The organism is Thalassospira sp. Z349TD_5 (assembly GCF_056173045.1).
Map to the genome: position 1 here is coordinate 3,557,510 of NZ_CM149654.1, position 15,807 is coordinate 3,573,316.

General features: G+C 52.9%; 11 protein-coding genes and 2 pseudogenes. 7 read left to right on the top strand and 6 right to left on the bottom strand.

Annotation, left to right across the window (positions count from 1 at the left end; genetic code table 11):
* Positions 1-66 precede the first annotated feature (66 nt).
* Positions 67-1,980: a DNA primase gene (gene dnaG / locus AC0VXT_RS16370; RefSeq protein ID WP_475546273.1), complete on the bottom strand. Its 1,914-nt coding sequence runs from the start codon at positions 1,978-1,980 to the stop codon at positions 67-69.
* A gap of 157 nt (positions 1,981-2,137) precedes the next feature.
* Positions 2,138-2,593 carry a GatB/YqeY domain-containing protein gene (locus AC0VXT_RS16375; RefSeq protein ID WP_022731302.1) on the bottom strand — a complete coding sequence of 152 codons (456 nt, stop codon included), beginning with the start codon at positions 2,591-2,593 and terminating at the stop codon, positions 2,138-2,140.
* Positions 2,594-2,961: 368 nt separating this feature from the next.
* On the opposite strand from AC0VXT_RS16375, the gene carA reads away from it, so the two are divergent.
* The 4 genes and pseudogenes from carA (at position 2,962) to AC0VXT_RS16395 (ending at position 8,614) form a co-directional block, all read left to right on the top strand.
* The gene (gene carA, locus AC0VXT_RS16380; protein ID WP_475546274.1) at positions 2,962-4,131 is read left to right on the top strand and encodes a glutamine-hydrolyzing carbamoyl-phosphate synthase small subunit; all 1,170 of its coding nucleotides are present in this window, start codon (positions 2,962-2,964) and stop codon (positions 4,129-4,131) included.
* 87 nt (positions 4,132-4,218) lie between these two features.
* Complete coding sequence (gene carB / locus AC0VXT_RS16385; RefSeq protein ID WP_475546275.1) at positions 4,219-7,461, top strand: carbamoyl-phosphate synthase large subunit; 3,243 nt, start codon at positions 4,219-4,221, stop codon at positions 7,459-7,461.
* A gap of 104 nt (positions 7,462-7,565) precedes the next feature.
* Positions 7,566-8,040, top strand: a pseudogene (greA, locus tag AC0VXT_RS16390) (transcription elongation factor GreA).
* Between the two features lie 97 nt (positions 8,041-8,137).
* Positions 8,138-8,614, top strand: coding sequence for an N-acetyltransferase family protein (locus AC0VXT_RS16395; RefSeq protein WP_475546276.1), 477 nt, complete (start codon positions 8,138-8,140; stop codon positions 8,612-8,614).
* A gap of 88 nt (positions 8,615-8,702) precedes the next feature.
* Here AC0VXT_RS16395 and AC0VXT_RS16400 read toward each other — a convergent pair whose 3' ends face one another.
* From AC0VXT_RS16400 to AC0VXT_RS16410, 3 genes are all read right to left on the bottom strand, one after another.
* The gene (locus AC0VXT_RS16400; RefSeq protein WP_475546277.1) at positions 8,703-10,166 is read right to left on the bottom strand and encodes a methyl-accepting chemotaxis protein; all 1,464 of its coding nucleotides are present in this window, start codon (positions 10,164-10,166) and stop codon (positions 8,703-8,705) included.
* An 18-nt stretch (positions 10,167-10,184) separates the two neighbouring features.
* Positions 10,185-10,562 (bottom strand): hypothetical protein, encoded by a 378-nt coding sequence (locus tag AC0VXT_RS16405; RefSeq protein WP_475546278.1) that lies wholly within the window; start codon positions 10,560-10,562, stop codon positions 10,185-10,187.
* 462 nt (positions 10,563-11,024) lie between these two features.
* Positions 11,025-11,510, bottom strand: coding sequence for an Lrp/AsnC family transcriptional regulator (locus AC0VXT_RS16410; RefSeq protein WP_022731296.1), 486 nt, complete (start codon positions 11,508-11,510; stop codon positions 11,025-11,027).
* 334 nt (positions 11,511-11,844) lie between these two features.
* Here AC0VXT_RS16410 and trxB point away from each other — a divergent pair, with 334 nt between their 5' ends.
* The 3 genes and pseudogenes from trxB to AC0VXT_RS16425 all read left to right on the top strand — a co-directional run bounded on the left by trxB (position 11,845) and on the right by AC0VXT_RS16425 (position 14,934).
* Positions 11,845-12,795, top strand: coding sequence for a thioredoxin-disulfide reductase (gene trxB / locus AC0VXT_RS16415; protein WP_475546279.1), 951 nt, complete (start codon positions 11,845-11,847; stop codon positions 12,793-12,795).
* Between the two features lie 353 nt (positions 12,796-13,148).
* Positions 13,149-14,087 (top strand): LysR family transcriptional regulator, encoded by a 939-nt coding sequence (locus tag AC0VXT_RS16420; protein ID WP_022731293.1) that lies wholly within the window; start codon positions 13,149-13,151, stop codon positions 14,085-14,087.
* Between the two features lie 75 nt (positions 14,088-14,162).
* Positions 14,163-14,934, top strand: a pseudogene (locus AC0VXT_RS16425) (IS5 family transposase).
* Positions 14,935-15,316: 382 nt separating this feature from the next.
* Here AC0VXT_RS16425 and AC0VXT_RS16430 read toward each other — a convergent pair.
* Positions 15,317-15,499: a hypothetical protein gene (locus AC0VXT_RS16430; protein ID WP_147250352.1), complete on the bottom strand. Its 183-nt coding sequence runs from the start codon at positions 15,497-15,499 to the stop codon at positions 15,317-15,319.
* Between the last annotated feature and the right edge of the window lie 308 nt (positions 15,500-15,807).

Consider the following 15,807-nt stretch of genomic DNA (forward strand, 5'->3'; position numbering starts at 1 on the left):
CACTGTATTCTCAGCGCAAATCACAAATAGCCCGATCGCTGATCCGGCGTGCACCGCACCCAAAGATCAGTCGTCGAGCTTAAACACTTTCTCCCGGCGACGAGCGAGATCCTCACGTCTGTGAGAAAACCTCTCCCATTCTTCCTCGCTGGTATCTGCTGCCAACTGTCGGACGGCGTATTTTGCCTCTTCGTCCTCCAGGGAGCTTACAGCCATGGAAAAAACCTGTTTCCAACCCGTTCGGGCCCGTTCAAGCGGCGTTTCGGACTTGGCGAAAGCAGCGTGCGCTATAATATCCGCACTAACCACCCGCAAAACTGTCTCTGACAGCCCGTCGCGCTTCAATTGGGCCTTGATCGTATCAGAATCAAGTCCAGGATCATCATCAAGCAGCTTTAAGACGGCCCGACGAAGATTGTCAAGCTCGGAGTTTGCACAACTATAGATTCCGAGCTGTTCACCGACCTCATCATGCAGATGAGGATGGTTGATCAGCGTCACCAGCAGGATCGAGTCTTGCAGGTCACGCTTCTTTTGCATGGGTGGACGCGACATCCCCGGCACCGCTTTACCGGCCGGACCCCAGAAATGGTCATTTTTCCCGCGTTTGCCAGCCCGGCCCGGTTTTTTATTTTGATAACCGCCTGCCGAGCCGCCCGAAAATCCGCCGCCATAACCACCACGACCGGCGGGTTTTCCGGGCTTCTCGCCCTTAAACAATTTCCATGTGCGATCATTAAACATGGATCGGTACTGCGATTTAACCGCGTCATCGGCAATTACGGAAATACGCTGATGAAGGTCGGCCTCAAGGGCGGCACGCCGTTCGGGGGTATCAATCTTGCGGCCCGACAACTCCATGCGCCAGATCAACTCGGCCAAGGGAACTGCCGCATCAATAATTTTCTGGAACGTCGCAAACCCGTCGGGGGCTGCCATCATGGTATCAGGATCTTCGCCTTCGGGCAGGATGGAAAACACCAGTGACTTACCGGGGCGCAGGATCGGCAGTGCGCGTTCTGCGGCACGCACAGCCGCCCGTTTGCCCGCCGCATCACCGTCAAGACACATCACCGGCTCGTTGGTCATTTTCCAAAGTTCGCCGATTTGTTCTTCGGTGACCGCTGTGCCGAGTGGGGCGACGGCCCCGCGATATCCCGCCCGGTGCAGGGCAATGACATCCATGTAACCTTCGGTCACGATAATGGGTGCATCGTTCTGCGATGCTTCGCGCGCCTGCGGCAGGCCATACAACAACCGCCCCTTATGAAACAGCGGCGTATCCGGACTGTTAAGGTATTTTGGCTTGCCATCCCCCATCACCCGTCCGCCAAACGCCACAACACGGCCCCGGCGATCCAGGATGGGAAACATCACCCGGCCACGGAACCGGTCATAGCTTTGTCGCCCGCTATCTTCGGGTTCGATCAGAAGGCCAGCTTCGATCATCAGCTTTTCGTCGATCTCTTCGCGCTTGAGTGCTGCCTTCAGCGCCCCACGATTATCGGGCGCAAACCCCAGACGGAAATCGGCAATGGTTTTGTCATCCAGACCGCGTCGGCGGAAATATTCCAGCCCTTCTTTGCCTTCGGGCATGCGCAACATGCGTTCAAAGAACACACAGGCGACTTCCATCACCTCATACAGGGTTTTGGCTTTTTGTTCGCGTTCCTGGGCTTCGCGTGATGGTTTTGGCACATCCATGCCAACCTGATTGGCCAGCACCTCGACCGCCTCGACAAAGGTCAAACCACGGGTATTCATCACAAAGCTGATGACATCGCCATGCGCGCCACAGCCAAAGCAGTGATAGAAACCTTTTTGGTCGTTGACCGTAAAGGAGGGAGATTTTTCAGAATGGAACGGACATAGCCCGGAATATTCCCGGCCACGCTTGATCAGCTTCACAGACGATCCGACGACATCCGCCAAATCGACCCGTGCCCGCAGGTCGTCCAGAAACGACTGGGGAAAGCTCATGATTGTCCCGATCCCGTGATGCTGGTGCGATCATACGCACCAATGGTGATAATCCTGGCCCAGACTGCTTTTTATTGTTGTACCAATGACAGGCCTGAGACGACGAAAGCCGGACGATTTTACACGCCCGGCTTCCATTTAAATAGGCTTCTTGGCGTTAACCCAGAAGTTTTTTAGCAACGCCACCAGCTTTGCCGAAATCCATGGTGCCGCTGTACTGTTCACGCAGAACAGCCATGGTCCGGCCCATGTCCTTAAGGCAGGTCGCGCCAAGATCGGAAACGGCACCGCGCACAGCGTCTTCGATTTCTTCATCGGAAAGCTGTTTGGGCAGGAACGTTTCAATCACTGCGATTTCGGACGCTTCCTGTTCTGCCAATTCCGGGCGATTGCCCTTGGTGTACATTTCGATGCTTTCGCGGCGCTGTTTTACCATCGCCTGAAGCAGAATGACGATATCATCGTCGGAAATACCATCGGTATTCCCCTCGCCCCGTGCTGCGATATCGCGTTCCTTAAGTGCTGCCAGAATAAGGCGCACGGTGGTTACGGAGCAGGCATCCTTCGCAAGGACGGCCTTTTTCAAAGCGTCAGTAAGCTGCGATCGCAGCATGGCTCATCTCTGATTCTGTGGAACAAAGGAGCGAACATAGCGCAAAACACCATCCGAGGCAAAGAAAACCGCGCACCTCAAACCGTTGATTTTCCTAGAGAAATAAAAGTTTAGATGCGTCCTTGACAGGCCCGCCTCGTTCCCGTAGACATCCGCCAATTTGCCTACCGGGATTAAGCTTCGCCCCGCTTTCAGCACACCCGACTGGCGCAACCAAAACGCGTAGTCATCCATGCTGGAAAACACTTGGCACGTCTGCATGTCCGGTATGCGGGTTAAAAGCAGCCGTTTGAGTCGGCTTGCGTGAAATTATTATATATATAAAGACTCCGTGTCTCACCGTGGAAAGATCGAAAGGACATTTGCCAATGTCATCCCCCACGCACACCCCGCCTCCTGGTGCTTCCGCCGTTCTGGTTCTTGCAGATGGTTCAGTATTTTGGGGACGCGGCGTCGGTGCCCGAGGAGAGGTCGTCGGTGAAGTCTGCTTCAACACCTCGATCACGGGCTATCAGGAAATCATGACCGACCCGTCTTATGCCGGTCAGATGATCACCTTTACTTTCCCCCACATCGGTAATGTCGGCACCAACGATGAAGACATCGAAAAGGCCACACCGGTTGCCCTTGGCTGCATCCTGCGCCAGGACATCACCGAACCGTCAAACTATCGCGCACAGAAACATTTCAACGACTGGCTGACCGAACATGGTCGGATCGGGATTGCTGGCGTTGATACGCGCCGCCTAACCAAGCGCATCCGAAATGAAGGTGCCCCCAACGGGGTGATTTGCCACAACCCCGAAGGCACGTTTGATATCCCGGCCCTGATCGCCATGGCCAACGAGTGGCCGGGCCTTGAGGGGATGGACCTTGCCAAGGACAACAGCTGTGACGCTGGGTACGAATGGGATGAAACCCTTTGGACCCGCGAAGGCGGCTACGGCGCACTTGGCAATGCCAAGCACCATGTGGTTGCCGTTGATTACGGTGTAAAGCGTAACATTCTGCGCAACCTCGCCGCCCTTGACTGTAAGGTATCGGTCGTTCCGGCAGACACCTCGGCCGAGGACATTCTGGCAATGAACCCCGATGGGGTGTTCCTGTCAAACGGTCCGGGTGATCCGGCCGCAACCGGTACATATGCCGTTCCGACGATTCAAAAATTGATGGACAGCGGCAAGCCGGTCTTTGGCATCTGCCTTGGTCATCAGATGATGGCGCTGGCCCTTGGCGCCAAGACGCAAAAAATGGATGTTGGCCATCGTGGTGCGAACCACCCGGTCAAGGACACCACCACCGGTGTTGTCGAAATCACATCCCAGAACCACGGCTTTGTTGTTGATAAAGACAGCCTGCCTGACCACGTCGAAGCAACGCACTTCTCGCTGTTTGACGGATCGCTTGCGGGCTTGCGCGTTAAAGACAAACCGATCTTTGCGGTTCAGTACCACCCCGAAGCATCCCCGGGACCGCATGATAGCCACTACCTGTTCAAACGTTTCGTTGGTCTGATCGAGGACGCGAAATCCCGATGACGGGATACGCCCCAAGATAACCGATTAACGGACTTAAACGAGGCGGTGCAGCAGACGCGCCCCGCCCTGCGAAAAGCGGAAAAAGACATGCCGAAACGTACAGACATTAAATCCATTCTCATCATCGGTGCTGGCCCGATTGTTATCGGTCAGGCTTGCGAGTTCGACTATTCCGGTGCTCAGGCCTGTAAGGCGCTGAAGGAAGAAGGGTATCGCGTCATTCTGGTCAACTCGAACCCTGCGACCATCATGACCGACCCGAACCTTGCCGATGCGACATATATCGAGCCAATCACCCCGGCCATGGTCGCCAAGATCATTGCAAAAGAACGCCCTGACGTTCTTTTGCCGACCATGGGTGGCCAGACGGCCCTGAACACCGCACTTGCCCTGCATGATGATGGCACGCTTGAAAAATACGGCGTTGAAATGATCGGTGCGAAAAAGCACGTCATTGAAAAGGCCGAAGACCGTCAGCTGTTCCGCGAAGCCATGGACAAGATCGGCCTTGAAAGTGCGCGTTCGGCCATGGTTCGTACGTTTGAAGAAGCGGTCATAGCCCTTGAAACCACCGGTCTTCCGGCGATCATTCGTCCAAGCTTTACCCTTGGCGGTGAAGGTGGCGGCATTGCCTATAACCGCGAAGAGTTCGAACAGATCGTGCGCAACGGCCTGGCGATTTCGCCGACCCATACGGTCCTGATCGAAGAGTCCATTCTGGGCTGGAAAGAATATGAGATGGAAGTTGTGCGCGACCACGCGGATAACTGCATCATCATCTGTTCGATTGAAAACGTCGATCCGATGGGCATTCACACCGGAGACTCGATCACTGTCGCCCCGGCATTGACCCTGACCGACAAAGAATACCAGATCATGCGTGATGCCTCCTTGGCGGTACTGCGTGAAATCGGTGTTGATACCGGCGGCTCGAACGTTCAGTTCGCGGTTAATCCTGATGATGGCCGTCTGATCGTCATTGAAATGAACCCGCGTGTGTCGCGTTCATCGGCATTGGCGTCCAAGGCAACTGGTTTCCCGATTGCCAAAATTGCTGCCAAGCTTGCCGTTGGCTACACCCTTGATGAGCTTGATAACGATATTACCGGTGTCACCCCGGCATCCTTCGAGCCGACCATCGATTATGTCGTCACCAAAATCCCGCGCTTCACGTTTGAAAAATTCCCGGGCGCACAGGCGCTTTTGGGGACCGCGATGAAATCAGTTGGCGAAGCCATGTCAATCGGTGGCAGCTTTGCCGAAAGCCTTCAGAAAGGTCTTCGTTCGATGGAAACCGGCTTGACCGGCCTGAACGAAGTCAAAATCGAAGATGCACCGGACAAAGCCGCGATCCGCGCCAAACTGACCCAGCCAATCCCGTTCCGTATCCTTTACGCAGCACAAGCGTTCCGTCACGGCATGACCTTGGCTGAAATTCAGTCGGCGACCAAGTTTGACCCTTGGTACCTGCGTCAGATCGAAATGCTGGTCACCGAAGAAGAAAACGTTCGCGCCAACGGCATCCCGAAAGACAAACAGAACCTGCTGCGTCTTAAAAAGCTTGGTTTCTCGGACGCGCGTCTGGCCGAACTGGTCGGCCGCGAAGAAGACGATGTGCGCGCAGATCGTCAGGCCCTTGGCCTGCGCCCGGTGTATAAACGCATTGATACCTGCGCGGCAGAATTCCCGTCGCGCACGTCCTACATGTACTCAATGTACGAAGGTGACGGGTTCTTTGAACCTGAAAACGAAGCCGAAATCACTGATCGTAAGAAAGTCATCATTCTTGGTGGTGGCCCGAACCGTATCGGTCAGGGCATCGAGTTTGATTACTGCTGTGTTCATGCGGCCTATGCGCTGCGCGAAACCGGGATCGAAGCGATCATGGTCAACTGCAACCCGGAAACGGTTTCAACCGACTATGACACATCAGATCGTCTGTATTTCGAACCACTGACCGCCGAAGACGTGATTGAGCTGTGCCAGCTTGAACAGACCAACGGCGAATTGCTTGGCGTGATTGTTCAGTATGGCGGACAGACCCCGCTTAAACTGTCTGCTGCTCTTGAAAAGGCTGGCATTCCGATCCTTGGCACCAGCCCGGACAGCATCGACCTTGCCGAAGACCGTGACCGGTTCCAGGAACTGATCAACAAACTTGGCCTGAAACAGCCGGCCAACGGCATTGCCCGTTCGGTTGATGAAGCCGTCAAAATTGCCGAAAGCATCGGTTATCCGATTGTGATCCGCCCGTCTTATGTGCTGGGCGGTCGTGCGATGGAAATCGTTCATACCACCGAAGACCTTCTGCGCTATATGCACGAAGCGGTTCAGGTATCGGGCAAAAGCCCGGTTTTGATCGATAGCTTCTTGCAAGACGCGATTGAAATTGATGCCGACGCGGTATCGGACGGCGAAAACGTCTTTGTTGCCGGGATCATGCAACACATCGAAGAAGCCGGTATTCATTCCGGTGACTCGGCCTGTTCCCTGCCGCCCTATTCGCTTGATGAGGCCATGATCGACCGCCTGAAAGCACAGACTGTTCAACTGGCCAAGGCGCTTGATGTTGTCGGTCTGATGAATGTTCAGTTCGCGATCAAGGATGACGAGATCTATCTGATCGAAGTCAATCCGCGTGCATCGCGTACGGTTCCGTTCGTTGCCAAGGCCACCGGCAACCCGATTGCCAAAATCGGCGCACGGATCATGGCCGGTGAAAAACTCGGCGACTTTGACATCGATCCGGGTCCGTTCAAACACATCGCGGTCAAGGAAGCGGTCCTTCCGTTCAACCGCTTCCCCGGCGTTGATACCTTGCTTGGCCCGGAAATGCGTTCGACCGGCGAGGTCATGGGCCTTGATACCGATTTTGGCCGCGCCTTTGCCAAGGCACAAATGGCGGCGGGCCATACCTTGCCGCTTAAAGGCAACGTTTTCATCTCGGTCAAAAACCATGACAAACCGGCCGCAGTTCAACTCGCACGCGATGCGATTGCGCTTGGCTTTGGTGTGGTTGCCACCCATGGCACAGCAGAAGCTCTTGAAAAAGAAGGGCTGGACGTCACCCCGGTCAATAAGGTACAGGAAGGACGTCCTCATGTTGTCGACATGATGAAGAACGGTGATATCAACTTGGTATTCAACACCACAGAGAGTAAACAGGCCGTGGTCAACAGTTTCTCGATCCGCCGCACAGCTCTTACTGACGATATTCCGTACTACACCACAGTCGCCGGTGCACGCGCCACTTTGCGTGCCATCGACAACCTGAAACGCGGAGCACTTGATGTTCGCGCGCTTCAGGAATATCTTGGGGACAAATACTGAGGTTCTTAACCGAATCCGACCAAAGAGTTTAGACCGCCCGGCGGTAAATGCCGGGCGGTTGATTTTGTAGTATCGACCGCAATTAAGAATAGGCTGTGAGCGCGATGGAAAAAGTACCAATGACCCCGCAAGGGCATCAGCGCCTCGAAGAAGAACTGAAGCACCGCAAATCCGTTGAACGTCTTGAAATCATCAAGGCAATCGCGGAAGCGCGCGAGCATGGTGATCTTTCGGAAAATGCCGAATATCACGCTGCCCGCGAACGCCAAAGTTTCTGCGAAGGTCGTATTGCCGAGCTGGAAGATGTCCTGAGCCGGTCCGAAGTTATCGATGTACCGTCACTTGCCGGTTCCGTCGTTAAATTCGGGGCAACGGTTGAACTTGTTGAACGAGAACACCGACGAAGAAACCACCTATCAGATTGTTGGCCCGATTGAGGCTGACATCAATGCCGGTCGTATTTCAACAACGTCCCCGATTGGGCGTTCGCTGATTGGCAAGTCGGTTGGTGATTCTGTCGAGGTGATCGTTCCCGGCGGCACCAAGAGCTATGAAATTTTGAAGGTCAACTTCGCCTGATTGAAAAAACTTTCAATGCGAAAACGGCCCGTCATCAAAGCGGGCCGTTTTTTTTATGCCTTCATTTCATCAAACACAGAAATTCCGGATGAATGCCATGACAGCCCAGATCACCATCCGCTTAGCAATCCCTGACGATTGCGCCCATGTCGCAGATATGTCCAATGCCCTGCATGTTGAAATGGATTACGACAATCCGCCCCACAGCACGGACAGCATCCATGACATGATGTTTGGTGAACATGCGCTGATCAAAAGCCTGATCGCATGGCACGGCCAAACCCCGGTCGGACAGGCGGTGTTTCAACCTTTCTACAACCCGGACATCTCGAAACTGGGCCTATGGATGACCGAACTTTATGTCACGCCGAACATGCGCTCGGAAAAAGTCGGGCATAAGCTCATGACCACCATGAGCAATCACGCAACCAAGCATGGCTATGTTTCAATGTGGTGGTCTGTGCTTCAACGCAATGACGGGGCGCTTCGTTTCTATGAACGACTGGGCGCACGTAACTCCGGCGCATTGCAGTATGAGATTGATGGTGATGCCTTAACTCGTCTTGCGGGCTAGTATTGTTTGATGTTTTGCTCTGATATCTTCAAAAAAGCCGGGAAACTTCCCGGCTTTTGTCACTTGAAGATACCAAATATCGGTCGATTTACTGGCTGCGGGCCAAACGTTCCAGCAGGGTTTCGAGGTTACGATTAAGCTCGGTGGCTTCCGTGCCCAGATGATCGGCACTGCCAAGAAGTTCCGTCGCTGTTTCACCGGTTTCCTCAGACACCGCTGAAAGCTGCTGGATCAAATTGGCCAGATCACGGGTGGCATCAACCGTCACATTAAGGCTTTGCGCAATCTCAAGCGTTGCCGCTTGTTGTTGTTCCATTGTTGATGAAATGGTTGTCGTCACCTCAACCATGTCACCAATGGATTCCGAAACACCCTGAACTGCAGAAACAGAATCACCGGTTGCGGCCTGAATTTCAGAAATCTGCTGCGCGATTTCATCGGTTGCACGTGCCGTTTGATTGGCAAGATTCTTGACCTCATTGGCGACAACGGCAAAGCCTTTACCGGCATCCCCCGCACGGGCCGCCTCAATCGTAGCATTCAGGGCCAGAAGGTTGGTCTGGGATGCGATATCGGTAATCAGGCTGACCACTTCGCCAATTTTCTCGGCGGCTTTTGACAGCCATTCGATCCGTTCACTTGCCGTCAACGAACGGGCAACCGCGTTGGTTGTAATGTCACGTGCACGGTCAATCTGACGCGAAATCTCATCTGCGGATGTGTTGATTTCTTCAACAGCAGACGCTGCAGACTGAACATTTTGGGATGTTTCCTCGGATGCGTGAACCGCCCCTTTTGAGGCCTCACGCCCGACGTTTGCCCGGTCACTCACATACTGGGCACGCTTTTGTAGTTGAACAGACTCGTTATCAACCGACGACGCTGATTTGCCAATCATGGTACGGATCTGCTCGGCAAGTTCGTTTGTGAACCGTTCACGCTCCACAGCACGTTGCTGACGCAACTGTTCATTCTGTTTGAGGAGTTCCTCAGCCGCATTAGCAGCCTCGACCGCCTCGCGACGCGCCGTTTCGGCGTGCGACAGTGTCGTATACAGGCTACGGCAGGACCAAATCAGAACCCCGGCTTCGACAATCACAACCACGGCATGCAAGATGACACGTAAGAATTGCCCACCTTCCGGGAACACCCAATAGGGAACCGCGAAGTTCAAGATCAGGTGATGCAGCGCGATAACGCCAGCCACAACCACAATCGTTCGCCAGCACACCAGCGCACCAAGCACGGCAAGAGCGGCAAAGAAATACATGTGAACATCGATCTGCCAGTAATGGCCGCGGAACGCATATACAAGCACACCAACCTGCAAGATCATCGCAGACGACACAATAAAGCGCGAAATCTGGGCCTGCGCCCCGGCAAAGCGATAAACGCCATATGCTACAATCGCAAATACCGCACTGGCGATCAGCGGCGAAATCGCATCATTACTGGCAAAATATCCGGCGACACCACTCAGCGGAATATGGATCACAAGGATGACAAACAGGGCCTTAAGCGCACGGGAACGAATTTCGAGGAGTTTTTCCATGTTCTCGGTATCCACCAATCAGAATTGTTCAGGGGTGTCGTCTGTTTCAAAACAAGCAGATAGAACCAGCGGTGAAAGTGTAAAAAGCGCGCCGAACTGATCGGCCTCGGCAGTTTTGCCATCATCCCGAAAGACAACGGCCATATGGCCAAACCCGCCAAAACGCACAACCCGGCCACCTGCGGCACCGACTTGCGCCAGGATTTCGTCTTCAGACATTGAAAGCGGAAAAACCATTCCAACCCCCTCGCCGTTGGTTGGCGGTCGATAAGATAAAACAACCAGCGCAATCACCCCCATAAGAGCAAACAGCATGGTCGGCCAAAATCCCTGCCAACCATCTTCATCAGCCGTTTGCGCGATTTCTTTATATTGATGGGCTTTGAACGCGCTCAATTACTATCCTTAAATATAAATATAACCACCTTTGTATAGTTACGTTTTATGTAATCGTCTACAAGCGCCAACACAAGTAATAATTCATCCCTGCGTTTAATATTTTAAAGCTTATGCACGTAAATAGGATTGCCATCTCACCATTGGTATAAGCCTTACGATGAGATATCCGGTTTGGAGCACCATGAGATCGCGATGCATCGCAAATTTTATATGGGATGGCGGTCAGATACTTTGAGGCATATCATTCTAAAGGATAGCTCAATCGTCTAGGAGACCAAAGGATGACAGCAAGAGACAATGAAAATTCCGACTGAAATAACACGCGATAAGAAAATCGACAGGCCGCGTAGATAATTCACCGCTCGGATAGGACGGATCGCAACACACCATGCGAAAAACCCGACCTGCCACATGGCACATAGGGTTTGATCAAATGTCGGCTTTACGCTGGAAAAGGTGTCAGTCTTCAGCTTCAATATCGATCGGCACGCCGGGCATATTTTTGGCCGTTCGAATCGACAGAGCCGATTTGACATGATTGACGTTCTCAGCAACGGTCAGCTGCGTCGTCAGGAATTTCTGATATTCGTCCCAGCTGTGTGAAACGATCTTAAGAAGGAAATCCATTTCACCGGCAACCATGTGACATTCACGCACTTCTGGCCACGCAGCCGCACGGGCTTCGAACGCACGCAAGTCATGTTCAGCCTGACTTGCCAAACCAACCATCGCAAACACCGTGACATTATAGCCAAGTGCCTGGGCATCAACATCGGCGTGATAGCCCTGAATGAAACCAGTTTCTTCCAGCGCACGTACACGACGTAAACAGGGCGGGGCCGAGATACCTGCGCGACGTGCAAGTTCCACATTGGTCATGCGGCCATCTTCCTGTAGATCGCGCAGAATTCTGCGGTCGATCTTGTCGAGTTTGACCCGTTGCATTTATTCCTCGATTCTGTGCGCTAAACTGACCTCGTACGAAACAATATTACAGCGAGGCCCGATGCTGGCAATAATATATTCCGATCAAGAATGCAATCTTGTGCTTGGATGCCGTAACTGAAAATGCCGTAGATTCCGATTTTTATTGTCTTTTTGCCCTAAGGTCTCAGGGTCTTGGCCATGCTTGGCAAACGCCCCGTCAAAAACGTAAAATTTCACGCCCTAAAAATCTGCGACAACAGCATGCAAACTTTGTGCGAAGCTGTTGCGTCTTGCGCGGTCAGTCAATATGTTCGAGGCCAGTTTTCATTCAGCTCGGACGAATACAAAGAACATGGCCCAAGAACATCAGACCAAAGTCCTTATCATTGGCTCCGGCCCTGCCGGATACACTGCGGCGATCTATGCTGCACGTGCCAACCTTGAACCCATGATGGTGATGGGCCTGCAACCCGGTGGACAGTTGACGATCACAACCGACGTTGAAAACTATCCGGGCTTTGCCGATGTTATTCAAGGTCCGTGGCTGATGGATCAGATGAAGGCACAGGCTGAACATGTCGGCACCAAAATGGCGCACGACCTGATCACCGAAGTCGATTTTTCCAAACGCCCGTTCGTCTGCAAAGGTGATTCTGGCGATGTTTACATTGCCGAAACCATCATTATCTCAACCGGGGCTCAGGCCCGCTGGCTGGGCCTGCCGGGCGAAGAAAAATTCAATGGGCGCGGCGTTTCTGCCTGTGCGACCTGTGATGGGTTCTTCTATCGCAATAAGCCGGTCACGGTTGTCGGGGGGGGCAACACCGCGGTCGAAGAAGCCCTGTATCTTGCTGGCATCTGCTCGAAGGTTACCCTGATCCACCGCCGTGATGAACTGCGTGCAGAAAAAATGCTGCAGGACCGTTTGCTTAAACACGAAAAGATCGATGTGGTCTGGGACAGTGTTGTTGATGACATTCTGGGTGGCGATGGCCCGATGGATGGTGTTGAAGGGGTGCGTGTCCGCAACATCAAAACCAACGAAACCACCGACATCCCGGCCGACGGCTTCTTTGTTGCCATCGGTCACGATCCGGCAACGGCGGTCTTTAAGGGGCAGGTCACCATGGATCACGAAAACTATATCCTCGTCAATCCGGGCAGCACGGCAACCAACCTTGCCGGTGTTTTTGCCGCAGGCGACGTCACCGACAAGGTTTACCGTCAGGCCGTGACGGCTGCGGGCATGGGCTGCATGGCTGCCCTTGAAGCTGAAAAGTTCATTGCTGAACAAGAAAGCTGATCTTTTCGGTTTTGGCGTGATGGGCATCCTGTGCCACCGTCATAAACAAAATGATCCAGAAAACACCAAAGGGGATGCATTTTTGCATCCCCTTTTTCATGTGCCTGTTTCGGGTCCGATCCCGCCAATTACCTGACTTTTCACAAGAATCGCGCCGTTTGAAAATAGCGGTATTGGAAAATGCCTGCTTGCAGAAAACGTCACAGGCCTCATATTGAATTAATAATCATGTGCTTGGGCGGTTTGTGTGAGGCACTTAACAGTGTTGAAACCAAATTGCCCATAAAAGAAGAGAACTATTATCAGGGGACTGGCGCAGCGACCGTGCGGCAGTGACATCTAGGAGCAGGTCTATGGACTGGGACAAGCTGCGTGTATTTCACGCTGTTGCGGAAGCTGGAAGCTTCACCCATGCGGGGGAAAATCTTAATCTGAGCCAATCGGCTGTCAGCCGACAGATCAGTGCGCTTGAAGAAAGCGTAAAGGTTCCATTGTTCCATCGCCATGCACGTGGCCTTATCCTGACGGAACAGGGTGAACTTCTGTATCGCACGGCACATGATGTGTTTGCCAAACTTTCGATGGCAGAAGCCCGCATCCGTGAATCCAAGGAACGGCCAAGCGGCCCGCTGAAAGTAACCACCACGGTTGCCTTTGGCTCGACCTGGCTGACACCGCGCATTAACGAATTTCTTGAACGCTATCCAGAAATTGAACTGTCGCTTGTGCTCAATGACGAGGAACTCGACCTTGCCATGCGCGAAGCTGACGTCGCGATCCGCATGCAGCCGCCCCGGCAAGCCGACCTTGTACAGCGCCAGTTGATGACGTTGCGCTACCATGTGTTTGCATCGCCCGAATACATCAAACAATACGGCATCCCCAAAACACCCGAAGATCTTAAAGATCACCGCCTGATCATTTATGGTGCGGACGCCCGCCCGCCGGTGTCAAATGTGAACTGGATGATGGCAACCGCCCAACAGTTCAAGCCTGACATGCGGCCTATACTCAAGCTGAACAACATCTACGGCATTTTCCGCGCGACCGAGTCTGGCCTTGGCATTTCGGCCCTGCCCGACTACCTGCTGCCCGCAACCAGCAATCTGGTGCGCATCTTGCCCGAACTCGAAGGGCCAAGTTTTGACGCCTACTTCGTCTATCCCGAAGAACTGCGTCATTCCAAACGTATCGCGGTGTTCCGTGACTTCCTGATTGAAGAAATCAACAAAGGCAAGGTCAAGGCCGCGGCAGCTGCTGCGGCAGCGGCCAACAAAGCATCTTCTGACTAGGCGGTGTTTACATTCAGGATTCCCATTTAGCCGAGAATATGATTCAAGATTCTGGCTGTATGGAGGTCAGCATGAATGGATCGACAGGAACTAAGTGATGCGCTTTGGGATCGGATGGCTCCACTGTTACCGGGCAAAGCAACAGACCCGGACGTACGGGGCAGGATAATCGCCTGTTCGTGGAGGCGGTCCTGTGGCTGGCGCGCTCTGGTGCCCATTGGCGTGTTCTGCCCAAGGAGTTTGGCCGCTGGCACACGGTCTACCAGCGTTTCAATCGCTGGTGTCGCAAAGGGGTTTGGGAGAACCTTTTCAAAGCGTTGAGCGATGACGCCGACTTTGAGTATATCCTCATCGACAGCACCATCGTGCGCGCCCACCAGCACAGCGCAGGTGCCCCAAAAAAAGCGATCAATCCGAAGGTCGGTTTGAAGCTCACGCTCTGGGACGGTCCAAAGGCGGACTGAGTACCAAAGTCCATGCCGCCACCGATGCCTTGGGCAATCCAGTACGCTTCATCCTGACGGGAGGAGAGCGTAACGACATCACCCAGACCGAAGGTCTTCTTGAGGGTTTCAAGGCAAATTATGTGCTAGCGGACAAAGGTTATGACGGTCAACGCGCCATGAACGCTATCGCCACGACCGGAGCAAAACCTGTCGTACCCCGTCGAACCACAACAGCACAATGGAGGCCTTTCGACCGAGAACTCTACAAAGAGCGCAACATGATTGAACGTTTCTTCAGCAAAATCAAAAACTTCAGGCGTATTGCAACCCGCTACGACAAACTCGCCAGAAACTATCTGGGCTTCCTGAACCTCGTCGCCGCGCTCAAATGTTGTCAATGAATGTAAACACCGCCTAGCGCATATTGCCGTAAGCTTCACTGAACGCAGTACAATCGTCACGGCCCGACCTTTGCCGGGCCGTTTGTCCATGCGCTATCAACATGGCACACCTAAAAGCACATCTGTACGATAAGCTTAGATTATCCCCAGCGTATCTAATTGAAATGGCGTATTTTCTTGATCTTTCGCCACCCGATAGATCCATTTTTCCGGTCAAAAAAACCGGTTCACGAGCACACATTTCCGCATAGTTCAATTGATCTGCGACAATCAGCACCCAACCATAGATATCATTCCCCTTCATCCATCCATTGCGGCGATTTAAACCGGAATCAAGGCGGCCTTTAACAATCTTCACCGCCTCTAACTTGTCATAATTCCTTCAAATTATTGACGTTTCTTCGCCATGCATTAGACGCATGGTTGGTTTGACATTATTAGACTTTAAATCACAGGTAAGCATTCTTATATTTGCATCATAGGTTGTGAGCATACGCAAAAGCGAAATTGCTCCGACCTTATCCTGATCATTTGATGATCCGTCTGCCAGAACGATATCTGGCATAGGAATCTCCCCCAGATTCCTTGTGTCTCCCAGACACAAGCCTCCCTGTTGATCTTGCCGGTAGCCCCCCCTGCTACCGGCATTTTTTTTGCTCCTGCACAATAAATCTGCAGCCTGTTTATGCAAACAAACAACTCGTGAAGTTCAAATCCACCTAATATTACAATATTTACAATAACTTACACTGAAATACCGAGCAATTTTCTATTTATGCAGATTTTGCATGGCTGGAAAAGCAATTTGTCAGTGGTCATTCCCGTCAAAAACGCTATCTTGCTCCTCGAACCACAGCGGTACACACCGCAGCG

Coding starts and splice junctions, on each gene's coding strand:
- dnaG (WP_475546273.1), bottom strand. CDS start 1,980: ATGAGCTTTCCCCAGTCGTTTCTGGACGACCTGCGGGCACGGGTCGAT.
- AC0VXT_RS16375 (WP_022731302.1), bottom strand. CDS start 2,593: ATGCTGCGATCGCAGCTTACTGACGCTTTGAAAAAGGCCGTCCTTGCG.
- carA (WP_475546274.1), top strand. CDS start 2,962: ATGTCATCCCCCACGCACACCCCGCCTCCTGGTGCTTCCGCCGTTCTG.
- carB (WP_475546275.1), top strand. CDS start 4,219: ATGCCGAAACGTACAGACATTAAATCCATTCTCATCATCGGTGCTGGC.
- AC0VXT_RS16395 (WP_475546276.1), top strand. CDS start 8,138: ATGACAGCCCAGATCACCATCCGCTTAGCAATCCCTGACGATTGCGCC.
- AC0VXT_RS16400 (WP_475546277.1), bottom strand. CDS start 10,166: ATGGAAAAACTCCTCGAAATTCGTTCCCGTGCGCTTAAGGCCCTGTTT.
- AC0VXT_RS16410 (WP_022731296.1), bottom strand. CDS start 11,510: ATGCAACGGGTCAAACTCGACAAGATCGACCGCAGAATTCTGCGCGAT.
- trxB (WP_475546279.1), top strand. CDS start 11,845: ATGGCCCAAGAACATCAGACCAAAGTCCTTATCATTGGCTCCGGCCCT.
- AC0VXT_RS16420 (WP_022731293.1), top strand. CDS start 13,149: ATGGACTGGGACAAGCTGCGTGTATTTCACGCTGTTGCGGAAGCTGGA.
- AC0VXT_RS16430 (WP_147250352.1), bottom strand. CDS start 15,499: ATGCCAGATATCGTTCTGGCAGACGGATCATCAAATGATCAGGATAAG.